Below are 12,848 nucleotides of genomic sequence, written 5' to 3' on the forward strand. Positions count from 1 at the left end.
TGATGCATTCTACTACTTTATAAAATATATAGAGCATACGCATTACAGGATGTTGGATTTGGCAATCAGCTGAGTCGGACGTCCTGTTTTTTTGTTGTTTTTATCAAAAAAGCAGGAAAAAAGTATTGATTTTCAATATAGTTTCATTATAGAATAGTTTCACAACAGAATAGTTCGTTAAGTGAACTATATTGCGAAAGGAGAATGATGAATGAACACACCGGATGCTGGAAGTTTGGTTAACCGCTATTTGGATGCTTCTTTCCTGGTAACCAAACGGTTCGATACCCAGATACGTGAACGTGTAGGGCAGATTTTGACGATGGATCAGTTCTGTTCACTTCGACTCATTAATGAGAAGCAGTCTTGTACGCCCTCTGATCTTGCAGAGCTTCTGTGCATCGGCAAGAGCAGCATTACTGCTTTGGTTAACAAGCTGGTGGATCGCGATCTGGTCCATCGGGCCGGAGATGAACGTGATCGCAGGGTCGTGTATTTGACTCTGACAGAGACCGGAAGCCAGGTATACAGAGAGACAGAACAGGAAATACAGCAGATTCTGGAGCCGTATCTGGTTCATTTTACGCCGGAAGAGGTTCGTAATTTCATTGAATCTTTCGAGAAGCTTGCAGCTTTGTTATCGCATGAAGGAGGACAGGAGAACGAATGAGAACGATATTGAAAGCACGATGGTGGTTGATGGGGTTATGGGTAGTTGTAGCTGCCGTATTGATGTTTACTGCCCCTAACATGAGTGAACTGATTCGGGAAAAAGGGCAGTTTTCAGTTCCTGAAGGTTACTCTTCCACCCAGGCAGCAGCGATTTTGAATGAAGCTGCAGCACAAGAGGGAGAACAGCAGGGTAGCCAGATTGCCCTTGTATTCCATAATCCCGATGGTCTCGGCACCACGGGGAAACAAGAGGCAGAGAAGGCCATTAAGCAATTGGAGGCCGACAAGGAGAAGCTGGGCATTCTGTCCATTCTGGAACCTTTCTCTCAGCCTGAATTGTCCGAGAAGATGATCTCGGCTGACGGCAAAACCATTCTAACATCGCTATCCATTGATCAGGGGGATCGCACGGTCAAGGAAATGCGGGAAGATCTGAATGAAACATTGAAGACCGTCAATGTGGAGCACTACATAACCGGTAAAGGTCTGATTGACGAGGATACCATTGAAAGTTCCCAAGAGGGGCTTAAGAAATCGGAATATATTACAGTTGTCTTTATTTTACTCATTCTGTTCCTGGTCTTCCGTTCGTTTGTAGCTCCGTTTGTACCGCTGCTGACGGTGGGGATCAGTTACATTGTATCGCAACAGATTGTTGCATTCCTCGTGGATGGAGTTGACTTCCCGATATCGACGTTTACACAGATCTTCATGGTCGCCGTCATGTTCGGGATCGGTACAGATTACTGCATCCTGCTGATCAGTCGGTTCAAGGAAGAGCTTGCTCATCATGAGAATACATGGGATGCCATTATTGCAACCTATCGTACTGCGGGTAAAACGGTACTCTTCTCCGCACTTGCCGTGCTGGTTGGATTCATTGCGATCGGCTTTGCACAGTTTATGTTGTACCGCTCTGCAGTTGCCGTAGCTGTGGGTATTGCTGTGATGATGCTTGCCTTGGTGACGATCGTTCCATTCTTCATGGCGGTGCTGGGCAAGAAGTTATTCTGGCCGTCGAAGGGATCACTGGAACATGCCGAGAGCAAGATCTATGGTGCAGCTGGTCGCTTCTCGCTGAAACGTCCATGGGCTGCACTGCTCATCGTTGCAGCAGTCTGTGTGCCTCTACTGGCAACCTACGATGGTAAACTATCGTTCAACAGTCTCGATGAGATTGGTGAGAAATATGACTCCGTAAAAGCATTCAACATTATCTCCGACAGCTTCGGTCCGGGTGAATCGCTGCCAGGTCAGATCGTCATTCAGAACGATGAAGCGATGGATAATGCGAAGTATATGGCCGTTGCCGAGAAAATTAGCCGGGAAGTAGAGAAAGTAGCCGGAGTCTCTGGTGTCCGCAGTATGACACGACCTACGGGTGATGAGATTAAAGATTTTGAAGTTACACAGCAAGTGGGAACATTATCGGATGGACTGGGTGAAGGCAAGACGGGTCTGGACAAAATCCGTGATGGCCTGAGTGAAGCCAGCAGTCAGCTAAGTAAAAATGAACCACAATTAAAAGAAGCTGCCGATGGAGCAGGGGAACTTACCAAAGGAACTTCCCAGTTGCAATCGGGTATCAGGCAACTTAGTGAGGGGCTTGGGCAGATCGAAAAAGGGATTCGAGATGGTTCCGCAGGTGCGGGGGATCTGAAAGCCGGACTTCAGCAAGCCAAAACGAGTGCAGATCAACTTGCGCAGGCGAACAATCAGTTACTTGAAGCCTATCGTCAGGCGGGAGCGGGTGTCGCTGCTCTGGGAGAAGGAACTCGTGAACTGGAGCAACAACTAAGTGGGGTCTCAACGGCCTTGACCAGTCTTTCCGAATCTTTCACAGCACTTGAAGAGCGATATCCTGAGTTACAGCAAGATGCTGATTACCAGCGTATCAAAGGTACGATCGGTGAAACAGGTTCTGGTACAGCGCAGCTCGCGCAAGGTTTGGGTCAGATTCAGACCAAGTTGGGAGAAGCCGCTGCTGGAATTAATCAGGCCAATGAAGGTTTTGCCTCCGCAGCCGCCGGACAGAAGGCTCTTGCCGATGGTCTAGGACAGATTGTAACGGGAATCAGTCAGCTTGAGACAGGTCTTAAACAGGCTGCTGATGGTCAAGGTAAAGTGATTAAAGAGATACCTTCCATACAGAACGGACTTGGCCAGCTTCAGGGTGGTCAGGAGAAAATTCAGCAAGGCTTCTCGGATCTGAGTGGACAGCTGACACAACTGACGGATGGATTGAATCAAAGTGTAGATGGTATTAAACAGGTATCCGGGGGACTGGATTCCGCACAGGACTATCTGACACAATTGCAAAATTCACCAGATTCCGATCTGGCAGGCTGGTACGTTCCGGAAGAAGCACTGAGTAACAAAGACTTCAAACAGGTATTTGATACGTATCTGTCCAAAGATCGAAAAACGATGACGATTGATGTTATTTTTGCCGAGAATCCATACGGCACAGAAGCCATTGATCGTGTTCCTGACATTGAAGCGGCTGTACATCGTGCAGTACAAGGCAGTACGCTTGAAAAAGCAGACATCGCCATTGGCGGAGTTACCAGTACGTTTGCAGATCTGCAAGAGATCTCGAATAACGACTATACACGTACTGTAATGCTGATGCTGGCAGGTACATTCATTATTCTGGTCGTGTTGCTTCGCTCGGTCATTATGCCATTGTATCTGATCGTTTCCTTATTACTGGCTTATTTCACATCGATGGCATTAACCGAAGTGATCTTTGTTAATATCCTCGGATTCGCAGGCATCAGCTGGGTTACTCCGTTCTTCGGATTTGTTATGCTGATTGCACTCGGTGTGGATTATAGCATCTTCCTGATGGACCGTTTCAATGAGAACAAGGGTATGAAAGTACAGGATGCCATGTTGTACGCGATGAAGAACATGGGGACCGTTATCCTCTCTGCAGCGGTCATTTTGAGCGGAACATTTGCTGCCATGTATCCATCCGGTGTTCTCTCGATGATGCAGATTGCTACAGTAGTCCTTAGCGGGCTGATCTTGTACTCTCTGCTGTTCCTGCCATTCTTCGTGCCAGTGATGGTGAAGATGTTTGGCCGGGCCAACTGGTGGCCGTTCCCGAACAAGGAACAATCAGATTCCGTTGATTCGGATCGGACCATAGGCATGTAATGTATTGCAATGAATCAGGCTCTGCCGCGTTATGCGGCAGGGCTTTTTCTTTTTTTATCTCCATAGAAGAACCACATCTTGTGCAAAAGAGAGGTGCATGCCTAAGGACACCATCCCGCGCCTTGTCTTGCCACTCATCATAAGATATAGAGCAGTTCATTATTGTTCAGAGAAATCACAGCAGAGAGGGGCGACGGGATGGTATATCGATACGTGGCTATAGGCGATTCATTAACGGTAGGTACAGGAGCGTTGCTGGGCACCGGCTTTGTTCCTTTATATCGGCGAATGGCAGAAATGAATGTTCGTACGTTTGTATCCATGGAAAATATGGGCGTAAATGGACTGACGTCGGGGGAGATGTTGCAGATGATCTCTTCGCATCCCCGAGTGCGGCAATCGCTCCGTGAATCGGATATCATTACCATATCTATTGGCGGGAATGATCTGATTCGTACGTTTAAAGCAAGTAATGGCATTCCAAATGCCAGTAAAATGACACAGGTGCTAGGAGAAACCCGCAGTAATGTATCCCAGATCATGCGGCACATTCGGCAGTTAAAGGGCAGCAATGAGTATATGGTCCGATCCATCGGATTGTACAACCCGTACCCACAAGTGACGGAAGCTGCGTACTGGGTGCGCCAATATAATTCGTTTTTGAATGGAGCGGGATCAGGCAACTATGCGTGTGCCCAGGTGTATGACAGATTTGAAGGTCGTGAGCGTGAACTGTTGTTCTGGGACAGAGTACATCCCAATGCAAGAGGATATCGTGTCATTGCAGAGCAGCTTAATCGAACTGGATACTATCCATTCTCTTGATCACTTTGGAACAGAACTAGACCGAGCGTTGGACTTCCTTTAAGATAAATAGAAGACAGTTCCATTTTGTGAGATAAAGGGGTTAATTTTTGGTGCAAAACATCGATTCCGGTTCCCTCCATCCTTCAGAACAGCAACGTATATCCGAAGTGCTGGCCTTAATTGGTTTCACATCGGGTTGGAAAGGCGAGCGTGGAAAGGGTGGAATGAATAATTCTACTTACATGCTGCACGTAGACGGGACTAATTACGTCATGAGACAATATGAAACACATAATGATCCGATGAAAATCGCCTTTGAACACGAGGTGTTGGAAGCCCTCCAACGTTCGAACTTTAAGCTTGATACACCTTCACCTGTAAGGCGGTTATCTGGTGAGGGAGGTACATTCCTTTCTGTAAAAGATATCCTCACTGGTCATACCAAAATTGTGACTCTGTTTCATTATAGGGAAGGCGTCAATCCCATCTGGCATACACCAGATCAATTGATAGGGCTCGGTGAAGCGGCGGGGTCCCTGTCTTCTGTTATGGCTACGCTGGATATACCACTTGAACCTGTGTATCCACCATACTATCGAATTCAGGATGCGTATCCGCTCTGTTCACCAGAACGATTATTACAGCTATGCACATCACCGCCGGAGCAATTGGCCGCATGTGCGAATGAGCTGAAGCAACTGAGAGATGAGCTGCCAGATTTTTTTGAAGCTCTGCGTGGTATGGAACATCTGCCGCATCAATTGGTTCATGGGGACGTGAATGCCTCGAATGTATTGATAGATCAGCAGGATGGTGAGATCTGTGCCATTTTGGATTTTGAATTTGCGACATGGGATTTGCGGGTAATGGAGCTGGCTGTTCCGATGTCTGACCTCCTTACCATGGACAAGAGTGAAGATTGGATGTGGCAGGCACAGGAGGGACTGATCAGGGGATTTCGGGAACAGGTCAGCCTGGAACCGGAAGAGTTGCTGGCCATACCTCGATTGATTTTGCTGCGCAGTCTGGATGTGGTCATGCATTTCATCAGTCGCATGTTCGAGGGTACAGATGAGCCGGAAGTGGCTGTGGAGCAGATTGTGAAACTCAAACAGCGGATGGACTGGATGCGTCTTCATGAAGAACGACTACGTGAGATATTGGTGTTTAACTATCGTTGTTACGAATAAAGTGCACTGTTTCTGCTCATATGAGGGCAGAGATCAGTGCACTTTTATTGGTTAGAAAAGTAATATATGAAAATTACAGCGTATGGCGGATGACATTACAATCCACGTTTGCGGAACCAACTGCGGACAGCCCAGCGGCGCTCCTGACGTTTCTTGTACTTGGGCAAGGAACGATAAACGTTCAACGATTGCTCGTAGGCCTGCTTCGCATCTGCATTACGCCCAAGGGAACGGTGAACCGAGCCGAGCAGATAATATGCTTCACTGGAAGAGGAATGAATCTCCTGGAACTGATGCACATAATCCAGCGCCTTGTCTTCATGTGTATCTTTGAAGGCTCCAGCAAGGGTTAGGTACGGACGTCCGTACTTGACTCTGGGGTTGATCTTGAGGGCTTGTAATATATGACGTTCGCCTTTTTCGATGTTACCCAGATGAAGCTCAGTCGTCCCTAATGCCTCCCAGTACTCAGCCGATTGTTCGTATGGGCGTTCCAGTTCAAGCAATAACGCATGTGCCTCATTGTAACGCTTGCGCTCAATTAACAGGCGAGCCAGTTCCAGCTTGGAAGAAACTTCATTGGGACTCATGGCAAGCTGTTGCCGAAGCCGGGAGATGTTACGCATACGCTTGAGAGGTTTCGTGAAGCTTGGGAACACCCCGACGTAACGACGATCCAGGAAATACAGTATAACGAGCAAAATGAGGATGGCAATGAACGGATTACCTACAATCCGCCATAAAAGGCCAAAGATAAGAAATTTAATAAGCACGGGTTCAACTCCATTTATGATGTAATACAAACCGAGATTATCATACCACATCTTCCATATGGAAGAATATGTGGATATATATGATTAAAGCATGGGACCTAAGCCACGGCTGGTTCTATTTTAACGTGAACTGTTCATGGTTCTGCGGTAAGCTGCGGGCGTTGTGCCGGTTAATTTTTTGAATTGACGGTAAAAGTGGGGCAGGCTGTCGAACCCGCAAGCATCGGCAACGGCTGCCATCGTCTCATCACCTTGCACTAGATACTCTTTCGCCATAATAACCCTTCGAGCTAAAGCGTAATCCGTCAGAGTCATTCCCGTGTATCGTTTGAAGGCACGACTGAAATGGGCAGGGGATACAGAGGCGTACTGCGCCAGTTCATGGAGGGAAAGACCATTCCGAAGGTTATCGTCAATATGAGAGATCGTCGAAGAGAGCCATGAGGGACCCGGAGCGGATTTGCCCGGATTCGCAGGTCCCGCAGCTTCCAGACGTTCCAGAAAAATGAGTAACAGTTGCAGCCTTAACAGGGCCGCATGTGCGCTTAGATGATGACCGAGCTGGAATTCGGTCTGAATATCATCAATAAGGGCGGCCACCTGTGATTGCTCCTCTGTGTTCAGATGTCTCTTATACACGCGTTGTCTACGACAACGTTCAAACAGGCTTAGCAAGGAAGAAGCAGCGCCTCCGGCGGTGGATGCCAGCAAGCCCGGGCTGAAAAACAATGCGGAAGATGTGACCGGGTTTCCTGCATCAGGCAAGGCTCGATGAACCGTACTGCCCGGTATAATGAACAGGTCTCCTTCCTGCATATTCTCAAGTCCCGTATCAATAAAGATGCTGCCCTGACCACGATATACATAGATGATCTCATGCCAATCATGAAGGTGATCTGGCAATTCGTTCTGAGGGGATTTGGTGTCGCTGTACACCAGGCGGAACGGAATACCGGATTCTGCTTGAATAGTCGTACGAACAGGTGAACGTTCCATAAGACTCCTTTCCAGACGATTGTCTTCAACGAGATGTTATACCTGGTCATGAGAGAGTATATTTACCACATTATAAGCAATTTAATTTCCTTTTATTGATGATACAATGAATTTAAAGCGTTTACAATAAAAGGGTGCAGAGCCTTTGAGCTGCATTCCGAGAGTACAAATAATCGATGAGGTGAGTGTCCATGTCGGCAAGCACGAAACGGCCAAGGTTGAAGCTGAATTTACTGGGGAGCGATGGTCAGCGCAAGTGCAAGGAGATTATGGAGCGTCCCGTGAAGGTTTTGCAGATCGGAGAAGGTAATTTCTTGCGGGGATTTGCAGACTGGATGCTTCATGAGAGTGCCAGACAAGGCAAATTCCATGGAAGTGTAGCTGTTACCCAACCACGACCGGGAGGCAAAGCCAAGCTGGAGCAGATTCGTGATCAGGACGGATTATATACGATGATTACGCGTGGTCTGTCTCAAGGGAAGCCGGTTGAGCGGACAGAGTTGATCTCCATTTTCTCACAGTGTATTAATCCGTATGAGGAATGGGATGAATTTCTGAACTTGGCGGAACTGCCTTCACTTGAGTTCGTTATTTCCAATACAACCGAATCAGGATTGAAATATACGTATGCGGACTATATCGAGGGTGAACCCATTCAATCATTTCCGGGGAAATTAACGGTTTTCCTGCATCAGCGATATTTGAAATTTGATGGTGATCCATCCAGAGGTTTGATTCATCTGCCATGCGAGCTGCTTGAAGGAAATGGTGATGTGCTGCGCAGTTGTGTCCTCCGGTACAGTGAGGATTATGGGTATTCCGATGGCTTCCGCTCATGGATCGAGAACCATAATCACTTCCTGAACAATCTGGTAGACCGAATCGTAACAGGTGCGCCGACCCAGGAGGAAGCGGATTCCCTGACGAATCGCTGGGGGTATGAAGACCAGCTGATTAATACGGCAGAGCCATATCATTTTTGGGCCATTCAGGGTGATGAATCATTGGACAAAAAACTTCCTCTCAAGCAGGCAGGTCTGAATGTACATTGGGTTAAAGATCTGAAGCCTTTTCAGATACGCAAGGTTCGTATTTTAAATGGGGCACATACCTTAATGTCATCCCTCGGCATTCTGCAAGGTAAGCAGCATGTGAGAGAAACGATGGAAGATGCGCATTTTGGCTCATGGATCAGGGAAGCTGTGCATCAGGAGATCGTGCCTGCTCTGGATATGCCCGATCATCAGCTGGATCAGTATGCGGAAGAAGTGTTCGAACGGTTCCTTAACCCGTATATTGATCACAAATTGCAAGATATTGCTTTGAATACAATCGGAAAATTCAAGGTTCGTGTGCTGCCGACACTTTTGTCTTATGAGCAAAATCGGGGAAGCTGGCCAGAACGTTTAATTCAAGGGTTTGCTGGATTATTGTGTCTCTATCGTCCGGTAAATACGCCAGAAGGTTACAAGACACAACGACTGAATGGGGATGACATTCTGCTGCGGGATGACCCGGATGTCCTGGCTGCTATGGCTGCACACTGGGAAGGTTATGACACGCTTGACAGGAATCAGAAGCAACTGGATAACCGGGTAGCGGCTGTGTTGTCGAATACCCTGATCTGGGGCGAAAATCTGGATGCAAGAGAAGGGCTGCGTGCAGCACTTGTTCGTGAAATCGGATTGTTGGAAGGTGAAGGGAAATGAACACAACAAGTACAATCAATGACTGGATTGCCATTCAACCGCAGGATGATGTCATTATAGCGCTTCGGGACTATGTCAAAGGAGAACGCATTACACTGCCGGACGGTGTTTCCTTAACACTGCTGGATGACGTACCAAAGGGGCATAAGATTGCTGTGCATACCCTGGCGCCAGGTGATGATGTGATGAAGTACGGTTTCTCCATCGGCATTGCCCAAGAGCAGATCGAGCAGGGAAGCTGGATTCATAGTCACAATCTGAAGACGGGGCTGCACGGATTGCTTGAATATGAGTATCAACCGGGAGCTCAGGTTCAGACGGACATGCCTCCGGAACATCTGCGCTCATTCGATGGATATTTGCGCCCCAACGGTGAAGCAGGTATTCGTAATGAGATCTGGATTGTGAATACGGTTGGATGTATCAATAAAGTGTGTGAAGCTTTGGCACGTATGGGTCAGTCCCAGTTTGAAAGCCGGGTAGATGGTGTATTTCACTTTCCGCATCCATTCGGGTGTTCACAGCTTGGCGATGATCTGAAGTATACACAACAGTTGCTGGCCTCCTTGGTGGAGCATCCGAATGCAGGAGGCGTGCTCGTCATCGGTCTGGGCTGTGAGAACAATCAGGTCGATGAATTCCGTGAGTGTATTGCTCCGGAATACCGCGGCAAAGTACGGTTCCTCAAAGCACAGGAAACGGATGACGAGCTTGAGGAAGGGCTTCGACTGATGGAAGAACTTGTGGAGATCGTTGAACATGAAACACGGCAGCCGCTTCCGCTCAGTAAACTCAAAATTGGTTTGAAGTGTGGCGGTTCCGATGGTTTATCTGGCATTACAGCCAATCCGCTGGTCGGTGCAGTTGCTGATATGCTGGTTGCTGCCGGGGGGACGGCTATTCTGACGGAAGTTCCGGAGATGTTTGGTGCGGAGACGATCTTAATGAACCGGGCTGCCAATGAGCAGGTGTTTCACGATTTGGTGGACCTCGTGAACGGCTTCAAGCAATATTTTGTGAACCATGGCCAGAACATCTATGAGAATCCTTCACCTGGTAATAAAGCTGGCGGCATTACAACGCTGGAGGAAAAGTCACTTGGATGTACGCAAAAGGGAGGACGTTCTTCCGTAGTCGACGTTCTGCGTTATGGTAAACGTGTAACTCAAACCGGTCTGAACATTGTAGAAGCACCGGGTAATGACCTGGTATCTGTAACGGCACTGTCTGCGGCCGGCGCACATATTGTACTCTTCACAACAGGGCGGGGGACACCTTTCGGAGGTCCGGTACCTACCGTCAAGATTGCGACCCAATCCGATCTGGCGAATCGCAAAAAACACTGGATTGACTTCAACGCAGGCCAGCTGTTGGAGGGGCAGACGATGGATGAGGTCAAAGTACAGCTGTTCAGCCAGCTGATTGACATTGCTTCTGGGCGGTCACATACACTCAGTGAGCAGCATGGATTCCGGGAGATTGCCATATTCAAGGATGGCGTAATTCTCTAAATCCATTGTCGATGGAGCTTTTAATCGTCTGGGTTGCATTATATGATGAACCACAGCCAATTCCGGTTGAAATTTGCACTACAACCGGGATTGGCTTTATTTAGATTCCACGGATGCCAAGTGCTTTGGCGATGCTTGATAATGCGGCGGGTGAAGTATGTTGCTGTAGTTGCGTAACCAGCAGTTCACGTGTTTCTTCTACGCTGCCTTCAAAAGGTTTAATGCCATGGCGTTGCATCCAGTGATCTGCAGTCTCATATGCGGAGCTGTTCCATGCGACCTTGCCTTCTGCAAGTCCCTCTTTTTCTTTGGTTCCACTAATCACAATGGCTGCACACCCTTGAAGGTCCAGAAGTCCACGGTCAAATGTTTTTTTGTCCTCTTTTGCCCCGAAACCGGCTTGTGATCGTAAGGCACGTCCATCGATGCCTTCCTGTTCTGCAACTAACGCATGGAGTTTGAACGCTTCACGGGAGAGCAGACCCGCTTCATACTGTTCCTTGATGGTTCTGGAGTCGGCAAGCAGTCGGTGTACCCAAGGGAAGTATTCAGATGAGACAAGAAGCGCTTTCTTTTTGACGAACTTTCCATATGCAGCAATGCCCTCTTCAGCCAGGCGTGAACGCCATAACCAGGGATCGAGTTCATCATCCTTGTGCCAATGTTCTTTGGGGGTTAGCGATGACAGAGAAGGATATTCGGCAAATAGTGGTGCCAGAGGCAGCAGCCCTATGGACTGGATACGCTGTACTGCTTCTTCGTACGTTATAACGGCTTCATATGTCATGATAACAGTAGGCTCCTTTTTGTGTGTATTCAGGCTACGACTTAGTTGAAGTAAGGTATCTTTGGCTCACTTCCTCGGCATGCTCATGAATCTCGCTGCGAAGTTGGAGGGGTTCGATCACTTCGGCTTCACGTCCCAATCGGTAAAAGAATCGTACGGCCCAGTCCCATTCTCCTGGTGGACAAAGGAATGATAATTCCCAGAGATCTGGGGCAATTTCAATCATCTTTTCACCGATATGCTCGTCCTGTTCAGCTTCAATCATTCCCCGATAACTCAGTTGTGCCTTAATCAGGGTTGGTGGCTGTTCTGGAGGGATCGGCTTGCTCTGCTGTTGCTCCGCCTGTTCGTGAAGCACCTGTGCATCCTGTGGTTCAATCGCCTTGACTTCGATAATTCGGTCAACCCGGAACAGACGCTGTTCGCCATGTTCGATGGAATATGCTTCACAGTACCAGAAGCCGGAGGAAGCATATACCCGTGTGGGACAGATATGCAACCATCGCTGACGCGATGCTGAGCGATACAGCACACTAATCCACCCGTGTTCGGGTATGCATGCCAGCAGTGCGTCCAGATGAGGAAGAATGTAATTGCGGTCTGGAATATGATGATGCAGCTGTTTGAGCATGGGATCAATCCGGGACATGATATCATCCGGAATGATGGCCTTAACTTTGTTCATCAGGGTCCAGCGTTTCTCATGAAAGGGTGTGTCCGCGTAACGACCCAGACCCTCAAGAGCGAATATGAGCGTCGCTGCCTCTACCGGGTCCAGCTGTAAGGGGGGTAATACGTAACCTTCCATAAGTCTGAAACCGCCTCCCGGACCGGAAATGGCAATAATGGGCACATTCATCTCGGAGAGGGACTGAATATCCCGGAGAATCGTGCGACGGGAAACTTCAAATTTCTCGCCTAATGAGTGTGCCGTTTCGTGACCATGCTGTAATGCCATTACGATGGCAGCAAGCCGATTTGTTCTGTTCATGTCAGCCACTCCGTTTCGATCTTTGCGCCGCCGGAAAGTGATGTCGTAGTTATATTTCTATTGTAACAACGAATAAGTGACATCATGAGTGTCACCAATATTTCAGCTGTTCATAATTTTTTAATTAATCAGCAACATAGTTCACAGCATGTTCCGGCAGGCATTGTTAAAATGTGTGTCTCGTCCAATTCGCTTTGCATACTGATATTTCCTTCTATCAAAAAGACTACAGATAATGCCAAAAACCCGC

At 48.0% G+C, this 12,848-nt stretch carries 10 protein-coding genes; 6 read left to right on the forward strand and 4 right to left on the reverse strand.

Features of this window, described 5'->3' with window-relative positions; genetic code table 11:
- Positions 1-211: 211 nt before the first annotated feature.
- The 4 genes from ABTV53_RS10050 (at position 212) to ABTV53_RS10065 (ending at position 5,831) form a co-directional block, all read left to right on the forward strand.
- A complete protein-coding gene (locus ABTV53_RS10050; RefSeq protein WP_433752683.1) occupies positions 212-670 on the forward strand; it encodes a MarR family winged helix-turn-helix transcriptional regulator in 459 nt (152 codons plus the stop codon).
- On the forward strand, positions 667-3,834 hold the full coding sequence (locus tag ABTV53_RS10055; RefSeq protein WP_433752684.1) for an MMPL family transporter: 3,168 nt from the start codon (positions 667-669) through the stop codon (positions 3,832-3,834). Before ABTV53_RS10050 ends, ABTV53_RS10055 begins: the two co-directional genes overlap by 4 nt.
- Before the next feature lie 198 nt (positions 3,835-4,032).
- Positions 4,033-4,659, forward strand: a complete 627-nt coding sequence (locus ABTV53_RS10060) for a GDSL-type esterase/lipase family protein (RefSeq protein ID WP_433752686.1) — start codon at positions 4,033-4,035, stop codon at positions 4,657-4,659.
- 92 nt (positions 4,660-4,751) lie between these two features.
- Positions 4,752-5,831, forward strand: a complete 1,080-nt coding sequence (locus tag ABTV53_RS10065; RefSeq protein WP_433752688.1) for a phosphotransferase — start codon at positions 4,752-4,754, stop codon at positions 5,829-5,831.
- 95 nt (positions 5,832-5,926) lie between these two features.
- On the opposite strand, the gene ABTV53_RS10070 is transcribed toward ABTV53_RS10065, so the two are convergent.
- Positions 5,927-6,604: a tetratricopeptide repeat protein gene (locus tag ABTV53_RS10070; protein WP_433752690.1), complete on the reverse strand. Its 678-nt coding sequence runs from the start codon at positions 6,602-6,604 to the stop codon at positions 5,927-5,929.
- 120 nt (positions 6,605-6,724) lie between these two features.
- On the reverse strand, positions 6,725-7,600 hold the full coding sequence (locus tag ABTV53_RS10075; protein WP_433752691.1) for an AraC family transcriptional regulator: 876 nt from the start codon (positions 7,598-7,600) through the stop codon (positions 6,725-6,727).
- A 191-nt stretch (positions 7,601-7,791) separates the two neighbouring features.
- Between ABTV53_RS10075 and ABTV53_RS10080 the strand changes: the two genes are divergently transcribed.
- Together ABTV53_RS10080 and ABTV53_RS10085 are read left to right on the forward strand one after the other, a co-directional pair.
- Entirely contained in the window at positions 7,792-9,309 is a 1,518-nt protein-coding gene (locus ABTV53_RS10080; protein WP_433752693.1) for a tagaturonate reductase, read from the forward strand.
- A complete protein-coding gene (locus ABTV53_RS10085) occupies positions 9,306-10,820 on the forward strand; it encodes a UxaA family hydrolase (protein ID WP_433752695.1) in 1,515 nt (504 codons plus the stop codon). The genes ABTV53_RS10080 and ABTV53_RS10085 overlap by 4 nt, the downstream gene beginning before the upstream one ends.
- A 100-nt stretch (positions 10,821-10,920) precedes the next feature.
- Here ABTV53_RS10085 and ABTV53_RS10090 read toward each other — a convergent pair whose 3' ends face one another.
- The gene (locus ABTV53_RS10090; RefSeq protein WP_433752696.1) at positions 10,921-11,607 is read right to left on the reverse strand and encodes an AlkZ-related protein; all 687 of its coding nucleotides are present in this window, start codon (positions 11,605-11,607) and stop codon (positions 10,921-10,923) included.
- 34 nt (positions 11,608-11,641) lie between these two features.
- Positions 11,642-12,598, reverse strand: coding sequence for a helix-turn-helix transcriptional regulator (locus tag ABTV53_RS10095; protein ID WP_433752698.1), 957 nt, complete (start codon positions 12,596-12,598; stop codon positions 11,642-11,644).
- Between the last annotated feature and the right edge of the window lie 250 nt (positions 12,599-12,848).

The organism is Paenibacillus amylolyticus (genome assembly GCF_050990605.1).
In the GTDB taxonomy this organism is placed as follows: domain Bacteria; phylum Bacillota; class Bacilli; order Paenibacillales; family Paenibacillaceae; genus Paenibacillus; species Paenibacillus amylolyticus_H.